This is a genomic window from Variovorax sp. YR634 (assembly GCF_900106655.1).
GTDB lineage: Bacteria > Pseudomonadota > Gammaproteobacteria > Burkholderiales > Burkholderiaceae_C > Variovorax.
Genome location: NZ_FNOL01000009.1, coordinates 196,298 through 217,103 on the forward strand (window position 1 = coordinate 196,298; position 20,806 = coordinate 217,103).

At 66.3% G+C, this 20,806-nt stretch carries 21 protein-coding genes and 1 pseudogene; 7 read left to right on the forward strand and 15 right to left on the reverse strand.

Features of this window, described 5'->3' with window-relative positions; all coding sequences use genetic code 11:
- Positions 1-22 precede the first annotated feature (22 nt).
- From ftsH to BLV60_RS17675, 4 genes are all read left to right on the forward strand, one after another.
- A complete protein-coding gene (gene ftsH, locus BLV60_RS17660; protein ID WP_093056561.1) occupies positions 23-1,939 on the forward strand; it encodes an ATP-dependent zinc metalloprotease FtsH in 1,917 nt (638 codons plus the stop codon).
- Between the two features lie 115 nt (positions 1,940-2,054).
- Positions 2,055-2,873, forward strand: coding sequence for a dihydropteroate synthase (gene folP / locus BLV60_RS17665; protein WP_093056595.1), 819 nt, complete (start codon positions 2,055-2,057; stop codon positions 2,871-2,873).
- Positions 2,870-4,207 carry a phosphoglucosamine mutase gene (gene glmM, locus BLV60_RS17670; RefSeq protein ID WP_093056562.1) on the forward strand — a complete coding sequence of 446 codons (1,338 nt, stop codon included), beginning with the start codon at positions 2,870-2,872 and terminating at the stop codon, positions 4,205-4,207. Before folP ends, glmM begins: the two co-directional genes overlap by 4 nt.
- The gene (locus tag BLV60_RS17675; protein WP_093056563.1) at positions 4,204-4,686 is read left to right on the forward strand and encodes a GNAT family N-acetyltransferase; all 483 of its coding nucleotides are present in this window, start codon (positions 4,204-4,206) and stop codon (positions 4,684-4,686) included. Before glmM ends, BLV60_RS17675 begins: the two co-directional genes overlap by 4 nt.
- 81 nt (positions 4,687-4,767) lie before the next feature.
- Here the strand turns inward: BLV60_RS17675 and BLV60_RS17680 are convergent, their stop codons facing one another.
- From BLV60_RS17680 to lexA, 9 genes are all read right to left on the reverse strand, one after another.
- Positions 4,768-6,039 (reverse strand): acyl-CoA dehydrogenase family protein, encoded by a 1,272-nt coding sequence (locus BLV60_RS17680; protein WP_093056564.1) that lies wholly within the window; start codon positions 6,037-6,039, stop codon positions 4,768-4,770.
- Between the two features lie 28 nt (positions 6,040-6,067).
- Entirely contained in the window at positions 6,068-7,174 is a 1,107-nt protein-coding gene (locus BLV60_RS17685) for a phosphotransferase (protein WP_093056565.1), read from the reverse strand.
- Between the two features lie 17 nt (positions 7,175-7,191).
- Positions 7,192-7,911, reverse strand: a complete 720-nt coding sequence (locus BLV60_RS17690) for a Crp/Fnr family transcriptional regulator (protein ID WP_093056566.1) — start codon at positions 7,909-7,911, stop codon at positions 7,192-7,194.
- A 61-nt stretch (positions 7,912-7,972) separates the two neighbouring features.
- Positions 7,973-8,752, reverse strand: a complete 780-nt coding sequence (locus BLV60_RS17695) for an oxepin-CoA hydrolase, alternative type (protein WP_093056567.1) — start codon at positions 8,750-8,752, stop codon at positions 7,973-7,975.
- 9 nt (positions 8,753-8,761) lie between these two features.
- Positions 8,762-10,282 (reverse strand): 3-hydroxyacyl-CoA dehydrogenase, encoded by a 1,521-nt coding sequence (locus BLV60_RS17700; protein ID WP_093056568.1) that lies wholly within the window; start codon positions 10,280-10,282, stop codon positions 8,762-8,764.
- A gap of 155 nt (positions 10,283-10,437) precedes the next feature.
- Positions 10,438-11,595: an MFS transporter gene (locus BLV60_RS17705; protein WP_093056569.1), complete on the reverse strand. Its 1,158-nt coding sequence runs from the start codon at positions 11,593-11,595 to the stop codon at positions 10,438-10,440.
- A complete protein-coding gene (locus BLV60_RS17710) occupies positions 11,592-12,599 on the reverse strand; it encodes a D-2-hydroxyacid dehydrogenase family protein (RefSeq protein ID WP_093056570.1) in 1,008 nt (335 codons plus the stop codon). The genes BLV60_RS17705 and BLV60_RS17710 overlap by 4 nt, the downstream gene beginning before the upstream one ends.
- A gap of 90 nt (positions 12,600-12,689) precedes the next feature.
- The gene (locus tag BLV60_RS17715; protein ID WP_093056571.1) at positions 12,690-13,055 is read right to left on the reverse strand and encodes a hypothetical protein; all 366 of its coding nucleotides are present in this window, start codon (positions 13,053-13,055) and stop codon (positions 12,690-12,692) included.
- Positions 13,056-13,193: 138 nt separating this feature from the next.
- Positions 13,194-13,877, reverse strand: coding sequence for a transcriptional repressor LexA (gene lexA, locus BLV60_RS17720; RefSeq protein ID WP_013541704.1), 684 nt, complete (start codon positions 13,875-13,877; stop codon positions 13,194-13,196).
- A gap of 73 nt (positions 13,878-13,950) precedes the next feature.
- Between lexA and BLV60_RS17725 the strand changes: the two genes are divergently transcribed.
- Positions 13,951-14,916: an asparaginase gene (locus BLV60_RS17725; RefSeq protein WP_093056572.1), complete on the forward strand. Its 966-nt coding sequence runs from the start codon at positions 13,951-13,953 to the stop codon at positions 14,914-14,916.
- 48 nt (positions 14,917-14,964) lie between these two features.
- On the opposite strand, the gene adk is transcribed toward BLV60_RS17725, so the two are convergent.
- The 6 genes from adk to BLV60_RS17755 all read right to left on the reverse strand — a co-directional run bounded on the left by adk (position 14,965) and on the right by BLV60_RS17755 (position 18,876).
- Positions 14,965-15,621 (reverse strand): adenylate kinase, encoded by a 657-nt coding sequence (gene adk, locus BLV60_RS17730; protein WP_093056573.1) that lies wholly within the window; start codon positions 15,619-15,621, stop codon positions 14,965-14,967.
- A gap of 134 nt (positions 15,622-15,755) precedes the next feature.
- Positions 15,756-16,529, reverse strand: coding sequence for a 3-deoxy-manno-octulosonate cytidylyltransferase (gene kdsB / locus BLV60_RS17735; RefSeq protein ID WP_093056574.1), 774 nt, complete (start codon positions 16,527-16,529; stop codon positions 15,756-15,758).
- Entirely contained in the window at positions 16,526-16,708 is a 183-nt protein-coding gene (locus BLV60_RS17740) for a Trm112 family protein (protein WP_093056575.1), read from the reverse strand. Before BLV60_RS17740 ends, kdsB begins: the two co-directional genes overlap by 4 nt.
- A complete protein-coding gene (gene lpxK / locus BLV60_RS17745) occupies positions 16,689-17,717 on the reverse strand; it encodes a tetraacyldisaccharide 4'-kinase (RefSeq protein ID WP_093056576.1) in 1,029 nt (342 codons plus the stop codon). The genes BLV60_RS17740 and lpxK overlap by 20 nt, the downstream gene beginning before the upstream one ends.
- Entirely contained in the window at positions 17,718-18,143 is a 426-nt protein-coding gene (locus BLV60_RS17750; protein ID WP_056519147.1) for an ExbD/TolR family protein, read from the reverse strand.
- 100 nt (positions 18,144-18,243) lie between these two features.
- A complete protein-coding gene (locus BLV60_RS17755; RefSeq protein ID WP_042674017.1) occupies positions 18,244-18,876 on the reverse strand; it encodes a MotA/TolQ/ExbB proton channel family protein in 633 nt (210 codons plus the stop codon).
- Positions 18,877-19,189: 313 nt separating this feature from the next.
- Here BLV60_RS17755 and xseA point away from each other — a divergent pair, with 313 nt between their 5' ends.
- Both xseA and BLV60_RS17765 read left to right on the forward strand, forming a co-directional pair.
- Positions 19,190-20,503 (forward strand): exodeoxyribonuclease VII large subunit, encoded by a 1,314-nt coding sequence (gene xseA, locus BLV60_RS17760; RefSeq protein WP_093056578.1) that lies wholly within the window; start codon positions 19,190-19,192, stop codon positions 20,501-20,503.
- A gap of 49 nt (positions 20,504-20,552) precedes the next feature.
- Positions 20,553-20,806, forward strand: a pseudogene (locus tag BLV60_RS17765) (superoxide dismutase [Fe]); the annotation flags it as partial.

Genomic DNA, 20,806 nt, shown 5'->3' on the forward strand with positions numbered 1-20,806 from the left:
GCGCTTTAGCCTGGAGCTTCGTTTGAACAATCAGTGGTTTTCCAAAGTTGCCGTATGGCTCGTCATTGCCATGGTGTTGTTCACTGTGTTCAAGCAGTTCGACACCCGCGGTGGCGTCGGCTCGGGGACAGTCAGCTACTCCGAGTTTCTGGACCAGGTCCGCAACAACCAGGTCAAGAGCGCCGTCATTCCTGAGGGCGCTGCCGGCGGCGAGATCGTCGCAGTCACCAATGACGATCGCAAGATCCGCACGACCGCCACGGTGCTCGACCGCGGCCTCGTGGGCGACCTGATCGACCACAACGTCAAGTTCGACGTCAAGCCGCGCGAAGAGAGCTCGCTGCTCATGACGCTGCTGGTCAGCTGGGGCCCGATGCTGCTGCTGATCGGCGTCTGGATCTACTTCATGCGGCAGATGCAGGGCGGCGGCAAGGGCGGGGCGTTCAGCTTCGGCAAGAGCAAGGCCCGCATGATGGACGAGAACAACAACACGGTCACTTTCGCCGATGTCGCGGGCTGTGACGAAGCCAAGGAAGAAGTCCGTGAAGTGGTCGACTTCCTGAAAGACCCGCAGCGCTTCCAGAAGCTCGGCGGCCGCATTCCCCGCGGTTTGCTGCTGGTCGGCCCTCCCGGCACCGGCAAGACGCTGCTGGCCAAGTCGATCGCCGGCGAAGCCAAGGTACCTTTCTTCTCGATTTCGGGTTCCGACTTCGTTGAAATGTTCGTCGGCGTGGGCGCGGCCCGTGTTCGCGACATGTTCGAGAACGCCAAGAAAAACGCTCCTTGCATCATCTTCATCGACGAAATCGATGCTGTGGGCCGTCAGCGCGGCGCCGGTCTCGGCGGCGGCAACGACGAACGCGAACAAACGCTCAACCAGATGCTGGTCGAGATGGATGGCTTCGAAACCAACCTCGGCGTGATCGTGGTGGCCGCCACCAACCGCCCCGACATCCTGGACGCCGCACTGCTGCGCCCCGGTCGCTTCGACCGTCAGGTGTACGTCACGCTGCCCGACATCCGCGGCCGTGAACAGATCCTCGGCGTGCACATGCGCAAGGTCCCGCTTGGCCAGGACGTGAACCCGAGCGTGATCGCCCGTGGCACGCCCGGCATGTCCGGCGCCGACCTGGCCAATCTCTGCAACGAAGCCGCCCTGATGGCCGCCCGTCGCAATGCGCGCGTGGTCGAGATGCAGGACTTCGAGAAGGCCAAGGACAAGATCTTCATGGGCCCTGAGCGCAAGAGCATGGTCATGCCCGAGGAAGAGCGCCGCAACACGGCCTACCACGAGTCCGGCCACGCCCTCATCGGCAAGCTGCTGCCCAAGTGCGACCCGGTCCACAAGGTCACGATCATTCCGCGTGGCCGCGCCCTCGGCGTGACCATGAGCCTGCCAGCGCAGGACCGCTACAGCTACGACCGTGAGTACATGCTGAACCAGATCAGCATGCTGTTCGGCGGCCGTATCGCCGAAGAAGTGTTCATGCACCAGATGACCACCGGCGCGAGCAACGACTTCGAGCGCGCGACCTCCATCGCCCGCGACATGGTCACGCGCTACGGCATGACCGACGCGCTGGGCCCGATGGTCTACGCCGAGAACGAAGGCGAAGTGTTCCTGGGCCGTTCGGTTACCAAGACCACGAACATGAGCGAGCAGACCATGGAAAAGGTCGACTCCGAAGTGCGCCGCATCATCGACGAACAGTACGCCCTGGCGCGCCGCCTGATCGAAGAGAACAGCGACAAGATGCACGCCATGGCCAAGGCGCTGCTCGAATGGGAAACCATCGACAGCGAGCAGCTCGACGACATTATGGCCGGCCGCGCACCGCGCCCGCCCAAGGACTGGACGCCGCGCATCCCGCCTTCGGGCAGTGGTGGCAGCGGCGGCACGCCGGCAGTCAACCCTGACCCGGCGCCCACTGCGGCCTGAGGTGGACTTGGCATCAAGCAACAACGGGGCCTCTGGCCCCGTTTTCCATGGAGCGCCATCCGGCGGGGTGTGGCAGACCTCGCGCTTTCGCATCGACCTCGCGCAGCCGCGCGTGATGGGCATCGTCAACGTCACGCCCGATTCCTTTTCTGACGGCGGTGCCCACGCTTCTACCCAGGCCGCGCTGCAGCACTGCGAGCAGTTGCTGAAAGAGGGCGCCGACATCCTCGACATCGGCGGCGAATCGACCCGCCCCGGCAGCCCCGCGGTGCCGCTCGACGCCGAGCTGGCGCGTGTGCTGCCCGTGGTGCGCGAGGCGGTGAAGCTCAACGTGCCAATCTCCATCGACACCTACAAGCCGGAGGTGATGCGCGCGGTGCTCGACCTGGGCGCGGACATCGTCAACGACATCTGGGCGCTGCGGCAGCCGGGCGCGCGTGAAGCCGTTGCGGCACACCCTTCGTGCGGCGTCTGCCTGATGCATATGCACCGCGACCCGCAGACCATGCAGGCCGTGCCCATGGCGGGCGATGTGATCCCCGAGGTGCTGTCTTTCCTCACGGTGCAGGTGCAACTTCTGCGCGCGCTGGGGGTCGACCATTCGCGCATCACGCTCGACCCCGGCGTGGGCTTCGGCAAGACGGTGGCGCAGAATTTCTCCTTGCTGGCGCGCCAGCGCGAGATGCTTGCCGCTGGCTATCCGCTGTTGCTGGGCTGGTCGCGCAAGTCGTCGATCGGCGCGGTCACCGGCATCGAGGCGGCGGGGGAGCGCACCGTGCCCAGCGTCGCGGCTGCCGTGCTGGCAGTGGACCGGGGAGCGGCCGTGGTGCGCGTGCATGACGTGCGCGACACGGTTGCCGCGCTCGCGGTATGGCGCGCCATGAAGGCGCAAGAGTCACAACAACAAACACAAGAGCAGACATCAACACCATGACTCGCAAATATTTCGGCACAGACGGCATCCGTGGCACTGTCGGCCAGGCGCCCATCACGCCAGACTTCGTACTGCGCCTAGCGCACGCCGTTGGCCGCGTGCTCAAGAAGACCCAGTCACGCCCTACGGTGCTGATCGGCAAGGACACGCGCATCTCGGGCTACATGCTCGAGTCGGCGCTCGAGTCGGGCTTCAATTCGGCCGGTGTCGACGTGGTCCTGCTCGGCCCGCTGCCAACACCTGGCGTTGCGTACCTCACGCGCGCCCAGCGCGCGAGCCTCGGCGTGGTGATCAGTGCGAGCCACAACGCCTACCCCGACAACGGCATCAAGTTCTTCAGCGCGCAGGGCACCAAGCTCGACGACGCCTGGGAACTGGCCGTCGAAGCCGTACTGGAAGAGGCGCCGGTGTGGGTGGACTCCGCCAATCTCGGCAAGGCCCGCCGCCTCAACGACGCGCCGGGCCGCTACATCGAGTTCTGCAAAAGCACCTTCGCCAACGACCTGACCCTGCGCGACATGAAGCTGGTGGTCGATGCGGCGCACGGCGCGGCCTACCAGGTGGCGCCCAACGTGTTCCACGAGTTGGGCGCGGAAGTGACCAGCATCGGTGTCTCGCCCGACGGGCTCAACATCAACAAGGGCTTCGGTGCCACGCATCCCGAGGCCCTGGTGGCCGCGGTGACGACGCAGCGGGCGGACTACGGCATTGCGCTCGACGGCGACGCCGACCGCCTGCAGCTGGTCGATGCCAGCGGGCGGCTCTTCAACGGCGACGAACTGCTCTACCTCATGGTGACAGAGCGCATCGCGCGCGGCGAAAAGCCGGTGGGCGTGGTCGGCACGCTCATGACCAACAAGGCCGTCGAAGTCGCGCTGCGCGGGCATGGCATCGAGTTCGTGCGCGCCAAGGTCGGCGACCGCTATGTGCTCGAAGAACTCGACAAGCGCGGCTGGCTGCTGGGCGGCGAGGGCTCTGGCCACCTGCTGGCGCTCGACCGCCACACCACGGGTGACGGCATCGTGAGCGCACTGCAGGTGCTGCAGGCTTGCGTACGCAGCGGCAAGACCGTGGCGCAGTTGCTCGAAGGCGTCACGCTGTTCCCGCAGACGCTGATCAACGTGCGCCTCGCGCCCGACCAGGACTGGAAAGCCAACAAGGCGCTCGCCGGCGAAACGCAGCGCATCGAGGCCGAACTCGGCGACAGCGGCCGCGTGCTGATCCGTGCGAGCGGCACCGAGCCGCTGGTGCGTGTGATGGTCGAGGCGCGCGATGCGAGGCAATCCGAATCGTGCGCCAGGCGCCTTGCCGCCACGCTGGAGCCGGCGAAATGAGCATCGAAACCTTCGTGGTTGACTACCGCGACGCCGCGCAGGCTACCGCTCTGGTGGATCTTCTCGACGCCTACGCCAGCGACCCGGCCGGCGGCGGCACACCGCTCGATGCCGATGTGCGCAAGAGCCTGCCCGCGGCACTGGCGGCGCGCCCCCAGGCCTTCAGTGTGCTGGCCTACGACGGCGGGCAGCCCGTGGGCCTGGTCAACTGCATCGAGGGCTTCTCGACCTTCGCCTGCAAACCGCTGGTGAACGTGCACGACGTGGTCGTGCTGCCCAGCCACCGCGGACAACGCGTGGCGCAGAAGATGTTCGCGCAGGTGGAGCAGGAGGCGCGCAGGCGCGGTGCCTGCAAGCTCACGCTCGAGGTGCTCTCGGGCAACGCGCCCGCGCTGCGCGCCTACGAGCGGGAAGGGTTCATGGGCTATCAGCTCGATCCGGCGTTCGGGAGCGCCGTCTTCCTGCAGAAGAAGCTCTGAAAAGAAAAAGGGCCGAGGCGAATTAATCGCCGTTGGCCCTCACCCCAGCCCTCTCCCCCAGGGGAGAGGGCGCAAGTCAAATCAGAAGCGCGTCACCGGCATTTCGGCGTCGGCCTTGTTCGGCGCGTACTTGCCCAGCTCCCACTTGGCGATCGCGTTGCGGTGCACTTCGTCCGGACCGTCTGCAAAGCGCAGCGTGCGCGCGCCGGCATAGGCTGCTGCCAGCGGAAAGTCGTCGCACATGCCGCCGCCGCCGTGCACCTGCATGGCCCAGTCGATCACCTGGCAGGCCATCGACGGTGCGACGACCTTGATCATCGCGATCTCATTCTTGGCGACCTTGTTGCCGGCCACGTCCATCAGCCAGGCGGCCTTGAGCGTGAGCAGGCGGGCCATGTCGATCTTGCAGCGGGCTTCGGCGATGCGTTCCTGCGTCACGGTCTGCGAGGCCACGGTCTTGCCGAAGGCCACGCGCGACGAGGCGCGCTTGCACATCAGTTCGAGCGCGCGCTCGGCCAGGCCGATCAGGCGCATGCAGTGGTGAATGCGTCCCGGGCCAAGGCGGCCTTGGGCAATTTCGAAGCCGCGGCCTTCGCCGAGCAGCATGTTGCCGGCCGGTACGCGCACGTTCTCGAAGTACATCTCGACGTGGCCGTGCGGTGCGTCGTCGTAGCCCATCACGTTCAGCGGGCGCACGATGCGGATGCCCTTGGCATCGGCCGGCACCACGATCATGCTTTGCTGCGAATGGCGGGGCGCGTCGGGGTCGCTCTTGCCCATGGTGATGAAGACCGCGCAGCGCGGATCGGCCGCGCCGGAAATCCACCACTTGTGGCCATTGATGACGTACTCGTCGCCCTGGCGTTCGATGCGCGTGGAGATGTTGGTGGCGTCGCTCGATGCCACTTCGGGCTCGGTCATCGCGAAGGCCGAGCGGATCTGGCCTTCGAGCAGCGGCTTGAGCCAGCGTGCCTTGATTTCGTCCGAGCCGTAGCGCGCGATGGTCTCCATGTTGCCGGTGTCGGGCGCCGAGCAGTTGAAGGCTTCGCTCGCCCACGGCACTGCGCCCATGATCTCGGCCAGCGGGGCGTATTCCTGGTTGGTCAGGCCCGCGCCTTCATAGCCCGAGGCCGCGGCGCTGTCGACCGGCAGGAACAGGTTCCACAGGCCCTGGGCCTTGGCCTTGTCCTTCAGCTTCTCGACCGTCTTGAGGGCCGACCAGCGCTTGCCGGCCACCGTGTTGGCGGCCAGTTCGGCGTGGTACTCGGCTTCGGCCGGATAGATGTGGTCGTCCATGAACGCCTGGACGCGTTTCTGCAGGTCTTTGGTCTTGGCCGAGTATTCGAAATCCATCTTCGTCTCCTGGTGGGTGTGGGGCGGCTTATGCCTTTTGGGCAAACTGCCAGGCCATTTCGGCCATGGGGCGTGCGCCGCGGGCCGAGGCCACGGCTTGTTCGCTCGACGCGGTGCCGGCCTCGACCCGCTTGGCAATGCCTTGCAGGATCGCGGCCATGCGGAACAGGTTGTAGGCCTGGTAGAAGTTCCAGTCGGGCGCCAGCGCCTCGGGCGTGCTGATGCGGGTGCGTTCGCAATAGCGGCGGATGTATTCGCTCTCGGTGGGAATGCCCAGCGAGACAAGGTCTACACCACCGATGCCGCGCCCAGTGCTGGGCGGCATGTGCCAGGACATGCAGTGGTAGCTGAAGTCGGCCAGCGGGTGGCCCAGCGTGGAGAGCTCCCAGTCGAGCACCGCGATGATGCGCGGCTCGGTGGCGTGGAACATCACGTTGTCGAGGCGGTAGTCGCCGTGGACGATCGACACCTTGCTTTCGTCGCGTGCGCTCGCCGGCATGTGGGCGGGCAGCCAGTCGATCAGCCGCTCCATGGCCTCGATGGGCTGCGAGAGCTCGCCGGCGCCGTCGGCCGAGGCCTTGTACTGCTTGCTCCAGCGGCCGATCTGGCGCTCGAAGTAGTTGCCGGGCTTGCCGTAGTCGGCCAGGCCGCGGGCGGCGAAGTCGACCGTGTGCAGCGCCGCGATCACGCGGTTCATCTCGTCGTAGTAAGCCGCGCGCTCGGCGTTGCTGAAGCCGGGCAGCGACTGGTCCCACAGCACGCGGCCCTGCATGAACTCCATGACGTAGAAGGCGCGGCCGATGATGGCCTCGTCTTCGCACAGGCAGTACATGCGGGGCACGGGCACGTCTGTGCCGGCCAGGCCGCTCATGACCTTGAATTCGCGCTCCACCGCATGGGCCGAGGGCAGCAGCTTGGCGACCGGGCCCGGCTTGGCGCGCATCACATAGCTCTGCGAGGGCGTGACGAGCTTGTAGGTCGGGTTCGACTGGCCGCCCTTGAACATCTCGACCGTCAGCGGGCCCTTGAAACCGTCGAGGTTCTTCTCGAGCCAGGCCGCGAGCGCATCGACATCGAAAGCGTGCTGTTGCGAGACGGCACGGGTGCCGATGAAGTTGGAGAAGTCCTGGCTCATGTCTGCTTTTTGGTTTGTCAGTGCTCTGCTTCGGAGACGCGCATCAAGGCTGCTCGGTCCAGAACCACAAGGCCGCCCGGCTCGATCCGGATGGTGCCCTCGCGCTCCATGGTCTTCAGTTCCTGGTTGACCCGCTGGCGCGACGCGCCCAGCAACTGCGCCAGTTCTTCCTGCGCCAGTTGCAGGCCGATACGCATCTGGCTGCCGTCTTCCAGGTTCGGCACGCCGTAGCTGCGCACGAGGTGAATCAACTGCTTGGCCAGCCGTGCCCGCAGGGGCAGGGTGTTGAGGTCTTCCACCAGCCCGAACAGCGTGCGGATGCGGCGCGCCTGCAGCCGCATCAGCGCTTCGTACAGTTCCACGTGCGAGGCAAGGATCTTCTGGAAGTCGGCCCGCGCCACGCACAGGATGGTGCTGTCGCCATGCGAGTAGGTGTCGTGCGTGCGCCGGTCCCCGTCGAACATCGCCACGTCGCCGAACCAGATGCCCGGCTCCACGTAGGTCAGCGTTACCTGCTTGCCCGAGACGGCCGTCGAACTCACGCGCACCGCGCCCTTGGCGCAGGCAATCCAGTGGTCGGGCGGGTCGCCGCGGGCAGCGATCAGGTCGCCGTCCTTGTAGCGTTTGACAAAGGCGCATCGGAGGATGTCGTGCCGTAGCGATGGAGATAGAGAAGAAAACCAGCGACCACTGTTGATCGCTTCACGTTCTTCGATGGTAAGAATGGGGTCGTCCATTGGTCTGTCCTCTCGGCGACTGAAAAGCTGGGGGGTGTCACGGGAGCGACGCCGTTTGGCGTTACTCGTATTGCGGCGGCTTCTTCTCGAGGAACGCGGCGATGCCGATGCCCGCGTTCGCATGGTGCAGGTTGCGCACGAAGTGGTCGCGCTCCTGCGAGAGCTGCGAAGCCAGCGTGGCGCCCCGTGCCTCGCTGAGCAGTTCCTTGATGCTGGCCAGCGAATTCGGCGCGCGCGCGTTGAGCTTGGCGGCCAGCGCCAGCGCACCCGCGAGCGCCTGGCCGTTTTCGGTGAGTTCGTTGACGAGGCCCAGCGCATGCAGGCGCGGCGCGCCGATGCGCTCGCCGTTCATCAGCCATTCGCTTGCCAACTGGCGAGGCAGCTGCTGCCCCAGGTGCCAGCTCAGGCCGCCGTCGGGCGACAGCGCCACGTTGCTGTATGAGGCCGCGAACACTGCGTCGCGCGCCGCAACCACGAAGTCGCAGGCCAGCGCGAGCGAGAAGCCGGCGCCCGCGGCAGCACCTTCGACCGCCGCGATGATCGGCTTGGGAAAGGTGCGGATCGAATCGATCCAGTTGTGCAGGCCCTCGATGCTTTCGGCCTGTACGGAGCGGTCGAGCTGCCGGTTGGCCAGAAGCCGCTGCAGCGAGCCGCCGGCGCAGAACCATGAGCCTTCGCCCACGATGACGACGCTGCGGATCTCGGCGCTGTTCTCGGCGCCGTTGAGCGCCTCGATACCGGCGGCGTAGATCTCGGGGCCCAGTGCGTTGCGCTGGGTGGGGTTGGCGATCGTCAGCACCATGGTGCTGCCTTCGCTCGTGCTTTTGAGTTCGGCGGTCATGGCTTGTTTTTATTCTTCTTCGTGCAGCAGGCTCAGGCCCAGCGCGCCGCGGCGGCGCAGCCACGGGCTCGGGCGATAGCGCGGGTCGCCGTAGACCGTCTGCAGGTTGAACAGCACTTCGAGCATGTTGGTCGGACCGTAGAGGTTGCCCATGGCGAGCGGCCCGCGCGGATAGCCGAGACCCAGCTGCACCGCGGTTTCGAGGTCGGCCGGCGTGCACACGCGCTGCTGGCACATGTCGGTGGCGATGTTGACGATGGTGCCGATCACGCGCTGCGTGACGAAGCCGCCGCTGTCGCGGATCACGCTCACGGCCTTGCCGTCGCGCGCGAAGAGGGCGTGCGCGGCATCGCGGATGTCGCGGCGGGTGGCGGGGTTGGTGGCGAGCACGCGGCGCTTGGTGGCGGCGTCGTCGATCAGCATGTCGATGCCGACGGTGCGCGTGGCGTCCAGGCGCTCGACCGCGGCGACGGTGGTCACATCGAAGCCCAGCGGTGCGACCAGGATCAGCGAATGCGGCGCGGCCGTGGCACCGCTGTCGATCTGCGCGCCCAGCGTATTCACGAGGCGCAGCAACTCGGCGCGGCGTGCTGCGCGCGGCGACACCCAGACCGAGGGCGTGCCCTCGACCACCGGCGGCGGCGGCTCGGGCGTCTGCTGCATCACGCCGTCGTTGTAGCGGTAGAAGCCCTCGTTGGTCTTGCGGCCCAGGGCACCGGCGGCCAGGCGCTGCGCGGTGATTACGCTTGGGCGGAAGCGCGGCTCCTCGAAGTACTGGTGGTAGATCGATTCCATCACCGGGTGCGACACGTCGAGCGCCGTCAGGTCCAGCAGCTCGAACGGGCCGAGGCGAAAGCCGGCCTGGTCCTTGAGGATGCGGTCGACCGCCACGAAGTCGGTCACGCCTTCGCCGACAATGCGCAGCGCCTCGGTGCCGTAGCCGCGGCCCGCGTGGTTGACGATGAAGCCGGGTGTGTCCTGCGCCTGCACGGCGCTGTGGCCCATCTGCACCGCATAGTCGGCCAGTTGCTTGCAGACCTCGGGCGCGGTCTTGAAGCCCGCGACCACCTCGACCACCTTCATCAGCGGCACGGGGTTGAAGAAGTGGAAGCCCGCGATGCGCTCGGGCCGCTTGAGGCCGGCCGCGATGGCCGTCACCGAGAGCGAAGAAGTGTTGGTGACCAGCGTCGCGGTCTCGGCCACCACGCCTTCGAGTTCGCGGAACAGCTTGCGCTTGACTTCCAGGTCTTCGACCACGGCTTCGATCACAAGGTCGCAGCCTGCCAGCGCCTGGATGGAATCGACGGCCTTGACGCGCGCAATCTGGGCATCGCGCGTGGCGGCGTCGATCTTGTTTTTCTCGTGCAGCTTGTTCCATTGGGCGACGAGGGCTTCGCGGCCGCGTTCTGCGGCACCCGCGAAGCTGTCGAGCAGCAGCACTTCGCTGCCCGCCTGTGCGGCGATCTGCGCGATGCCGCGACCCATGGCGCCGGCGCCGATGACGCCGATTCGGGAGTAGTTCACTGTCATTTGCTGGAGATTTTCACTGGTTGGGTGGTTCCGGGCCTGCCGTGCAGGCGCCAATGCAGGTGTCGACGCAGGTGCCGAACAGATGCTGCTGTCGAAGGCTTCGATTTTGCAGTCCCGCGCGGACGGGGCGTGACGGGTTTTACGCGGAGGCGTTTTCAGGCCGCGCGGCGGCTGCGGTCGATGGCCACGCTCAGCGAAATGGCGATCAGCACCAGGCCCAGGCCGGCCCAGCTCATCCAGGCGCCGGCGTCATTGGCGAGCAGCCAGCCGCCGAGCGCAGCGCCCACGGCCTGGCCGGTATAGATGCCGGAACTGTTGAGCGCCACCGAGCCAGGCGCGAGCGCGGGCGCCAGGCCCACCAGACGGGCCTGCTGGGCCGAATTGGTGGCGAAGCAACCCAGGCCCCAGGGAACGAGCACAACGGCCAGCCAGGCGAGCGTGGACGCCAGCGGCCAGACGAGCAGGCTCGAAGCGATCAGCACGGTCGTGATCAGCACCATGCGGCCGGCGCCCACGCGGTCGATGTACCGGCTGACCACCATGTTGCCGATCAGCCCGCAAACGCCGAACAGCGCCCACATCACGCTCAGCGTGGTGGCGTCGGCGCCGAAGCTCTGCTTGAGGATCGGCCCGAAATAGCTGAACAGCACGAACTGGCCGGCGCCCTGCAGCGCCGTGACGGACACGATGCCCATCAGCACCGGGCTGCGCAGCACACGCAACCATGCTTCGGCGGTCAGTGCGGCAGGGCGGATGCCGCTCGGCAAGGTGAGCCAGATCGATGTCGCGCTCGCGACACTGAGCGCCGCGATTGCCATGAATGCCATGCGCCAGCCCAGATGCCCACCGATCAGCGCGCCGATGGGCAGGCCCAGCACCGATGCCATCGACCAGCCGAGGAAGACGAAGGTGACGGCGCGTCCGCGATGCTCGGGCGGCACCAGCATGCCGGCGCAGGCCGCAGCCTGGGGTGTGAAAATGGCCGGCGCGATCACCGTGAGCATGCGCACTGGAAGCAGGGCGCCGAAGCTCGGCATCAGCGCACAGAGAACGTGGCCGGCGGCGTACCAGAGCAGGGTGATGGCCAGCAGCTGCCGACGGTCCCAGCCCGCGACCGCGGCGGCCAGCAACGGAGCGCCGATGCACATTACCGCCGCGGCAGCCGTGATCAGTTGCCCTGCGGTGGCGACCGTGACCGAGAGCGATGCGCTGATTTCATTGAGCGTGCCGGGCACCACCATCACGCCCGTGCCGATCACGAAATTGCCAACGAGCAGCGCCCAGAGCGCACCCTGTGGCGCCGGCCGGCTCACCGGCGGACCTGCAGCGCGCCGGGATTCACGATGTTCGTGGGGTTGCCGTTGATGTAGCTCACGACGTTGTCGAAGGCCTGCCCGAAATAGCTCTCGTAGCTTTCCTGCTCGACGTAGCCGATGTGCGGCGTGCAGATGCAGTTCTCGAGGCGCAGCAGCGCGTGGCCTTGCAACGGCGGTTCGCTTTCGAACACGTCGATGGCGGCCAGCCCGGGGCGGCCGCGGTTGAGTGCGGCGAGCAGGGCGTCGGCTTCGACCAGTTCGGCGCGCGAGGTGTTGACGAACAACGCTGTCGGCTTCATGCGCGAGAGGTCTTCCAGCGTGATGAGGCCGTTGGTTTCTTCGTTGAGCCGCAGATGCACCGACAGTACGTCTGCAGCGGCGAAGAACTCGTGGCGGTTCTGCGCAACCTGGAAGCCGTCGGAACGGGCCTTGGCGCAGCTGGCTTCACGGCCCCAGATCACGACCTGCATTCCGAAGGCCTGCCCATAGCGCGCGACCAGCTGGCCGATGCGGCCATAGCCCCAGATGCACAGCGTCTTGCCCTTGAGCACCGAGCCGAGCCCGAAGTTGGGCGGCATCGAGGCCGACTTGAGGCCTGACTGTTGCCATGCACCGTGCTTGAGGTTGCTGATGTACTGGGGCAGCCGGCGCATGGCAGCCATGATGAGCGCCCAAGTGAGCTCCGCAGGCGCCTGCGGAGAGCCCGAGCCTTCCGCCACCGCCACGCCGCGCTCGGTGCAGGCTGCGACGTCGATATGCCCGGCGACGCGCCCGGTCTGCGAGATGAGCTTGAGCTTGGGTAGCTTCTCGATCAGCTGGCGCGAGATATGGGTGCGCTCGCGGATCAGCACGATCACGTCGGCATCTTTAAGGCGGACCGATAGTTGCCCGATGCCTTTCACCGTGTTGGTGTAGACCTTGGCCGCGTACGCGTCCAGCTTGGCGGCGCAGCGCAATTTGCGCACGGCGTCCTGGTAATCGTCGAGGATCACAATGTTCATGGCGTGCCATTGTGCCTCGCAGCATTGGAATGTCGTGCCCGTGAACGTTTGGATACCCGCCCCCACAGCCGCTCGCAGGGGTGTTCGGGCTCAATGCAGGCGTGTCGAGCGCGGTGCCGTGGCCATGGTTTCGGCGGTTTCGAGTGCTGCCAGCCGGTCGAGTTCGGCGCAGACGTCGGCCATGCGGCCAGAGATCACGACGCGGTTGCTGTGCTGCTGGCCCTTGCCGTCGACCACGCGGACCACGCGCAACGGGCGCGCCGGTGCTGTGGGCGTTGCAGTGCCGCTGGAGCGGGCAGTGCAGGCGGGGCGTACTGCCACATACCGCAATCCGGCCGAGGTTTCAGCTGCGTCGAGGTGATCCCTGCGGTGAGGGCGGCGTGCCGGCATCAGACGGCTGGCCAGCGATTGCAGCGGCATCCAGAAATCAGCGATGGCGAGGAGGGCGATTCCCATGTGAACTCCAAAAAAGTATGAGGTTGAACACAGGCAGGATTTCTTGAATCGGCCGCGACAGGGTGATGGCGACTCTTCGCCATACGCCCGCCACCTGTTGCTGCCGGATGGGGTGCTGCGGAAAGCAGGCCGTGAGGCCTACATCAGCATGGTGTTGCGGATGAGCCCCACTGCGAGGCCTTCGATTTCGAACGGCTCGCCGGGCTGGACGATGATGGTCGGGTAGTCGGGGTTCTCGGCGTGCAGCTCGATGACCTGCTTGTTGCGCTTCAGGCGCTTGACGGTCACTTCGTCACCCAGGCGCGCGACCACGATCTGGCCGTTGCGCGCTTCCTTGGTGGCTTGCACCGCGAGAAGGTCGCCATCCATGATGCCGGCGTCGCGCATCGACATGCCGCGCACCTTGAGCAGGTAGTCGGGCTGGCGCTGGAACAACGTGTTCTCGACGTAGTAGGTCTGGTCGACGTGCTCTTGCGCGAGGATGGGGGAGCCGGCTGCGACGCGACCGATGAGCGGCAACGCCAGCTGGGCCATGCCGGGCAGCGAGAGCGAGAACTGGCCGCCCTCGCGGTGGCGCGTTTCATTGAGAGAGCGCAGGGCGTCGCCCTTGAGGCGGATGCCGCGGGAGGTGCCGCTGACCAGCTCGATGACGCCCTTGCGGGCTAGTGCCTGCAGGTGCTCTTCGGCGGCGTTGGCTGACTTGAACCCGAGCTCATTGGCGATTTCGGCGCGCGTGGGTGGCGCACCAGTGCGTGCGATGGCGCTCTGGATGAGATCCAGGATCTGCTGCTGGCGGGCTGTAAGCTTCACGGCGAACTGCATATGTGGTTCCTTGCGGCACTGGCTAGATATCCAGTACCTGTATTTTTAACCAGTTTTTAAAAGTTGACAAGCCATGGTCAATTCCTCTTCGCCTGAAGTGCGCCGTCGTGTGGTGGTTTTGGGAACGGGCGGCACCATTGCCGGCAGGGCAGCCAGCAGCGGCGACAACATCGGCTACACCGCCGGGCAGGTGGGCGTGGCCGATCTGCTGGGCGGGATCGAGGCGCCCGAGGGTGTATCGCTGGAAGCAGAGCAGGTGGCGCAGGTCGACAGCAAGGACATGTCGTTCGACATCTGGCAGCAGTTGGCCCGACGCTGTGCACACTGGTTGGCGCAGGCCGACGTGGCGGGCGTGGTGATCACGCATGGCACCGACACGCTCGAAGAGACGGCGTTCTTCCTGCACTCGGTGCTGGCTCCGTCCAAGCCCGTGGTGCTCACCTGCGCGATGCGCCCGGCCACCGCACTGGCGCCCGACGGACCGCAGAACGTGCGCGACGCCATCAGCGTTGCCGCGACGGAAGGCGCACGGGGCGTGACCGTGGTGTGCGCCGGCGCAATCCACAGCGGCATCGATATCCAGAAAGTGCACACCTACCGACTCGATGCTTTTGCTTCAGGTGATGCGGGACCGGTCGGCTACGTCGAGGAAGGAGGGGTACGCCGTGTCCGGGAGTGGCCTGAGGGATCGGCGTCGCAGGCGTCGAAGCTCTTCGAGGCGACCACCGTGCAATGGCCTCGCGTCGAGATCGTCATGAATCATGCCGGCGCCAGCGGCGCGGTGATCGACGCGTTGCTGCAGTCCGGAGGAGCCGATCCCGTGCGTGGACTGGTGCTTGCTGCCACCGGAAACGGCACCTTGCACCATGCGTTGGAGGCCTCAGCGCTCAAGGCGCAGGACGCGGGCGTTGCGGTGGTTCGAGCCACGCGTTGCGCGAACGGACGGATACTGCCGAAGACCGGCGATCAGCTCCGCGATGCGGGTGCGCTGACGCCCGTGAAGGCGCGCATCGCGCTGATGCTGGAACTGCTGGGGTGAAAACAAAACCGCCCCGTTGAAGGGGCGGTTTCGGAAATCAGATCAGGATCAGCTGCTCAGTGCAGCCAGCGCACGCTGCGTGATCTCGTCAACCGTGCCCACGCCCTTGATGGCACGGTACTTCGGCGCGGCGGCCGGGTCGGTCTTGGCCCAGGCGGAGTAGTAGTCGACCAGCGGGCGTGTCTGCTGGCTGTACACGTCGAGCCGCTTGCGCACGGTTTCTTCCTTGTCGTCTTCGCGCTGGATCAGGTCTTCACCGGTCACGTCGTCCTTGCCTTCCACCTTGGGCGGATTGAATTTGACGTGGTAGGTGCGGCCTGATGCCGGGTGCGAGCGACGGCCGCTCATGCGTTCGATGATGTCGCCGAAGGGCACGTCGATTTCGAGCACGTAGTCGAGCTTGACGCCGGCTGCCTTCATGGCGTCGGCCTGGGGGATGGTGCGCGGGAAACCGTCGAACAGGAAGCCGGCTGCGCAATCGGGCTGCGCAATGCGTTCCTTGACGAGATTGATGATCAGGTCATCGCTGACGAGGGCGCCTGCGTCCATGACGGCCTTGGCCTGTAGCCCGAGCGGCGTCCCGGCCTTGACGGCGGCGCGCAGCATGTCGCCGGTCGAAATCTGGGGAATGCTGTATTTCTGGCAAATGAAGGCCGCTTGCGTGCCTTTGCCCGCCCCGGGCGCGCCCAGCAAAATTAGTCTCATGGTGTCCTCGGACGGTTCTTAGATTTTGTGTCGCGCCGAGCGTCGGCCCGAGGGCTGGGCAAGGCGGAGTTGCGTCGAGGATAGCACGCGTGCCCTCGAAGAATTCCAGCCGCCCGCGCAGGCATGAGGGCGCCTCAGGCGGGGGGCGCGGCGGCGAAGACGGCGCGTACGCGCGCCAGGTCTTCGGGCGTGTCGATGCCCGGCCCGGGCGCGACATGGCTCACGTGTACCGCGATGCGATGGCCGTGCCACAGCGCGCGCAGCTGTTCGAGTGCCTCGGTCGCCTCGACGGGAGCCGGTGGCAGCGACGGAAACTGCCGCACGAAGCCCGCGCGATAACCGTAGATGCCGATGTGGCGCAGCGGGGCAGGGGTGGGCAGTACCGCAGGCGCCGAGCCGTTGGCGGAGCCGTCGCGCCACCACGGGATTGGTGCGCGGCTGAAGTACATGGCGTTGCCCTGTGCATCGAGCACGGCCTTCACCACGTTGGGATTCATGAAGTCGCCGACAGAGTCGAGCTCGTGGGCGGCCGTGCTCATCGCGGCTTCCGCATGGGTGGCCAGCGTGGATGCCACGGCGTCGATCAGCGCGGGGTCGATCAGCGGCTCGTCGCCTTGAACGTTGACGACGATGTCGTCGCCGTCAAGGCCCAGCAGTTCGCAGGCTTCGGCCAGCCGGTCGGTGCCACTGGGATGGTCCTGACGAGTGAGGATGGCCTCGACACCGTGCGCCTGGCATGCCGCAATGATGGATGGATCGTCGCCGGCGACCACCACGCGCGCCGCGCCGGATTCGCTGGCGCGCTGCGCCACGCGCACCACCATGGGCACGCCGGCGATGTCGGCCAGGGGTTTGTTGGGAAGCCGTGTCGACGCCAGGCGCGCCGGCACCAGAACGGTGAAGCTCACAGCCCGAGCTCTTCGTCGGAGAGCGTGCGTGCTTCGTTCTCGAGCAGCACCGGAATGCCGTCGCGCACCGGATAGGCGAGGCGCGCGCTGCGCGAGCAGAGCTCCTGCTTCTCGGGGTTCCAGGTCAGCGGCCCCTTGGTGACGGGGCAGACGAGCAGTTCAAGCAGCTTGATATCCATCGAGCGATGATAGCTTTGCGTCGAGCGCGGCGAAGAAATCCGCGGAGGGCGCGAACTCCAGCGGCACGGCCAGCGCATCGGGCGCCTTGCGCCACAGTTTGATGGCGTCTTTTTCGGTGCAGATGAGGGTATGCGCAGTGCCAGCAGGGCGCTGCCAATCCTCGAAATCGAAGTGATCGGGCAATGCAATGGTGTCGGCGAGCGTCAGGCCGCGCGCGCGCAGCATGTCGAAGAAGGCCTCGGGCCGTGCGATCGCCGCCAGCGCGGTCACGGGCTGGCCCGCAAGGGCAGCCAATGGCACACGCTTCCCGTCACTGCCCAACGCATCGTGCGCGAGAGCCCGGGTGGCCGTATAGCCCCCGGCAAAGGCCGGCTGTGCCCCGCTGTGCAGCACCAGATCGCATCGGCGTGGCCAGGCTTCGCGCAACGGCCCCGCGGGCAGTCGCCAGCCGTTGCCGATACCCCGGTCGTCGAACACGCAGATCTCGATGTCGCGCGCGAGCGCCAGGTGCTGCAGTCCATCGTCGCTGACGATGACCTGCGTGGCCGGATGCCGCTCGAGCAGCGCCCGCGCAGCATCGATGCGCTGGCGTGCCACGAACACCGGCGCCCTTGTTGCATGGTGAATCAGCGCAGGCTCGTCGCCGACATCCTGCGGATCGCTGTCGCCGAGCACTTCGCGGCAGTCATCGGTGCGGCGGCCGTAGCCGCGCGACACCACGCCGAGCCGAAATCCTCGCTCTCGCAGATGTCGCACAACGGCCATCACGACCGGAGTCTTGCCGGCCCCGCCCGCAATCACATTGCCGACCACGATCACCGGGACGCGCACACGCTCAGTCCGCAGCCACCCCACGCGATAGAGCCAGCCACGCACAGCGAAAAGCGCAGCGTAGATGAGCGACAGCGGCCACAGCAGGCAAGCCAGAGGGCCGCGACGCAACCAGGCGTTCTGCAGCCGCGAAGCCGACGGCGAACCCGTGTTGCCGCTGCTGCTGTCGGAAGGCACTCAGTGCCCGGCTTGCGCCGTCGACTGTGCGGCGAAGGTGATCTGCATCAGGCCGGCGCGGCGCGCGGCCTCCATCACCGTCACCACCGCCTGGTGCGGGCTGGTCGCGTCGGCGCTGATGATCACCACGCTGTCCTTGCCGCCGGTGGCCGCGGCGGCGAGGGCGGCCGTCACGGTCTCAACGCTGCGGTCGGCCACCGGAGTCTTGTTGATCGAGTAGCGGCCGTCGGCCGATACCGCCACGATCACTTCCTTCGGGTAGTCGCGCTGCGCGTCGACGTCCGCCGTGGGCAGCCGCAGCTGCATCTCGGTGAATTTGCTGTAGGTGGTCGACAGCATCAGGAAGATCAGGATCACCAGCAGCACGTCGATGAACGGGATCAGGTTGATCTCCGGCTCGTCGCGCGCGCCGTGGCGGAACTGCATGCGGGCGCGGGTCATGACAAGCCTCCGCCGGGCCGCCCCAAGGAGGCGGCGGCCCCCTCGGGGGGCAGCGCAGCACACGCAGTGGCAAGCGTGGGGGTCATCATTTGCGCAGGGCGTTCAAATGGCGGGCGAAGCGCTCGCCTGAGAGTTCGAGATTCAGCAGGTACTCGTCGACCCGACTGCGGAAGTAGCGCCAGAAGATCAGCGTCGGAATGGCGACGATCAGGCCGAAGGCGGTGTTGTAGAGCGCGATCGAGATGCCGTGCGCCAGTTGCGCCGGATTGCCCGAGCCCACTGCGCCGCTGCCCGGCGACTGCGAGCCGAAGATCTCGATCATGCCGATCACCGTGCCCAGCAGCCCCAGCAGCGGGGCGGCCGAGGCGATGGTGGCCAGGGCAGGCAGGTAGCGCTCGAGCTTGTGCGCCACGGTGCGGCCGGAGGCTTCCATGGCGGCGCGCAGGTCGTCTTCAGTGCAGCGCGGATTGGCGTTCAGAGCGCGCAGGCCCGCAGCCAGCACCTGGCCGAGCATCGAGTTGCGTTCAAGTTTGGTCACGATGTCCGGGCCGGGAATGGCGCCGTGCGACACGGTGATGGTTTCGTCGAGCAGCTTCGGCGGCAGTACCCTCACGGTTTTGAGACTCGTGAAACGTTCTATAACCAGCGCGAGCGCAATGACTGAACAAGCGAGCAAGGGCCAGATTGGCCAACCCGCGGCAACTATGATGGAAAACAAGAAAATCCTCCGGCCCGTAGACTGCAAATGCGCGGCGATTATCCACTGAGCCCACCATCAGCACGCGCCTTGTTTTTGTGTCGGCAAGGACGCACAGATTCTGTGGATAACTTTGTGATTAACCTGCTGCGCAACTCATCCGGACCCGCATGGGGCGGCCTTTCCGCTAGATCGACTGAATTTTGAGCAGCACTTTTTTCAATGAAATCAATGGCTTGCACGAGAAACCGTGCGCCTGCCCCGCACCGGGGTCTGAAGACAGGGGGCGTGCGGCCCGTTGTGGAAGAGTGGCATTTGGCCGAGCGTGCATTTTGTGAACTTGCGTGAATCGAATTCCGCGCCCGGGCCACGCGTCTGGGCAGTCGGCGCGTTGTGCCACGCGGTGGCCGACGCGCTCGATGCGCGCTTCAATCCGGTGACCGTGCGCGGCGAGATCTCCGGTTTTTCGCGCGCGTCAAGTGGACATTGTTACTTCGCGCTCAAGGACGAGTCGGGCCAGCTGCGCTGCGCGATGTTCCGGCGGGCAGCCGGTTTGCTCGACTTTTCGCCCCGCGATGGCGATCAGGTCGAGGTGCGCGGGCGTCTTGCGGTGTACGAGCCACGCGGCGATCTTCAATTGGTTGTAGAGAGTCTGCGGCGAGCCGGGCAGGGCGCCTTGTTCGAGCAGTTCATGCAACGCAAGGCACGCCTGGAAGCCGAAGGACTCTTCGATCCGGCGCGCAAGCGAGCGCTACCGGCCATGCCGCGCGCGGTCGGTGTCGTCACGTCGCTGGGCGCGGCCGCCTTGCACGACGTGGTGACGGCGCTGCGAAGGCGCGTTCCACACATTCCGGTCGTGCTTGCACCAGCGGCAGTACAAGGAGCCAATGCGCCGGCCGAACTGGTGCGGGCGCTGCAATCGCTCTATGACCTCGCCCCTGCGGTCGACGTGATCTTGCTGGTGCGTGGCGGTGGCTCCATCGAAGACCTCTGGGCCTTCAACGACGAGGCCCTGGCGCGCACCATCGTGCAAAGTCCGGTGCCGTTGGTCAGTGGCGTGGGGCACGAAACCGACTTCACCATCGCCGATTTCTGCGCTGATTTGCGCGCGCCCACGCCAACCGCCGCGGCGGAATTGGTGAGTGCGCCGCGCGACATGTGGCTCGGTGCGCTCGATCTGCTCGACGAGCGTCTCGGCGATGCGCTGGGCGGGCGCCTCGACGCCCTCGGGCAGCGCGTCGACCAGGCGGCGGGGCGTCTCGGCCGACCCTCGAACCTGGTGACGCGCCAGCAACTGCGCCTGGCGCACCATGTGCAGCGCCTTCGATATGCGGTGCTGTCGAGACGGGAGCGCCTGTCGCAGGCGCCCCGGTCAATCGCCGCCGACTTTCCCTTGAAGCTGGGGCGTGCGCTGGTGCAGCGTCGCGAGCGCCTGGAACGCGTGGCCTTGCGCATGCGGCTGCTCGATCCGGCACTGGTCTTGCAGCGCGGCTATGCGTGGCTGACCGATACAGACGGTCATGCGATCGTCAGCGCAACGCAACTGGCGGCGGGCGACGCCATCAAGGCGCGGCTCGCCGATGGCGAAGTCGACCTGACCGTCACGCCGGGCGACGCGACGGGAACGCGTCCGACGCTGCCTCAATAATTACTTCCTAGAATCCCTGATTCCCACAACCAACCCACGAGAAAAAACCATGGAACATGTGCTCCCACCCCTGCCGTACGCCCTCGACGCACTGGCACCCGAGTATTCGAAGGAAACCCTCGAATACCACTACGGCAAGCACCACAACGCCTACGTGGTGAACCTCAACAACCTGCAAAAGGGCACCGAGTTCGAGTCGCTGACGCTCGAAGAGATCATCAAGAAGTCCAGCGGCGGCATCTACAACAACGCCGCGCAAATCTGGAACCACACCTTCTTCTGGAACTGCATGAAGCCCCAAGG

Excerpts from the sequence above, each read along its gene's own strand:
- folP (WP_093056595.1), top strand. The coding sequence starts at position 2,055 with ATGGGCATCGTCAACGTCACGCCCGATTCCTTTTCTGACGGCGGTGCC.
- glmM (WP_093056562.1), top strand. The coding sequence starts at position 2,870 with ATGACTCGCAAATATTTCGGCACAGACGGCATCCGTGGCACTGTCGGC.
- BLV60_RS17675 (WP_093056563.1), top strand. The coding sequence starts at position 4,204 with ATGAGCATCGAAACCTTCGTGGTTGACTACCGCGACGCCGCGCAGGCT.
- BLV60_RS17680 (WP_093056564.1), bottom strand. The coding sequence starts at position 6,039 with ATGGATTTCGAATACTCGGCCAAGACCAAAGACCTGCAGAAACGCGTC.
- BLV60_RS17685 (WP_093056565.1), bottom strand. The coding sequence starts at position 7,174 with ATGAGCCAGGACTTCTCCAACTTCATCGGCACCCGTGCCGTCTCGCAA.
- BLV60_RS17690 (WP_093056566.1), bottom strand. The coding sequence starts at position 7,911 with ATGGACGACCCCATTCTTACCATCGAAGAACGTGAAGCGATCAACAGT.
- BLV60_RS17695 (WP_093056567.1), bottom strand. The coding sequence starts at position 8,752 with ATGACCGCCGAACTCAAAAGCACGAGCGAAGGCAGCACCATGGTGCTG.
- BLV60_RS17700 (WP_093056568.1), bottom strand. The coding sequence starts at position 10,282 with ATGACAGTGAACTACTCCCGAATCGGCGTCATCGGCGCCGGCGCCATG.
- BLV60_RS17710 (WP_093056570.1), bottom strand. The coding sequence starts at position 12,599 with ATGAACATTGTGATCCTCGACGATTACCAGGACGCCGTGCGCAAATTG.
- BLV60_RS17715 (WP_093056571.1), bottom strand. The coding sequence starts at position 13,055 with ATGGGAATCGCCCTCCTCGCCATCGCTGATTTCTGGATGCCGCTGCAA.
- lexA (WP_013541704.1), bottom strand. The coding sequence starts at position 13,877 with ATGCAGTTCGCCGTGAAGCTTACAGCCCGCCAGCAGCAGATCCTGGAT.
- BLV60_RS17725 (WP_093056572.1), top strand. The coding sequence starts at position 13,951 with ATGGTCAATTCCTCTTCGCCTGAAGTGCGCCGTCGTGTGGTGGTTTTG.
- adk (WP_093056573.1), bottom strand. The coding sequence starts at position 15,621 with ATGAGACTAATTTTGCTGGGCGCGCCCGGGGCGGGCAAAGGCACGCAA.
- BLV60_RS17740 (WP_093056575.1), bottom strand. The coding sequence starts at position 16,708 with ATGGATATCAAGCTGCTTGAACTGCTCGTCTGCCCCGTCACCAAGGGG.
- BLV60_RS17750 (WP_056519147.1), bottom strand. The coding sequence starts at position 18,143 with ATGCAGTTCCGCCACGGCGCGCGCGACGAGCCGGAGATCAACCTGATC.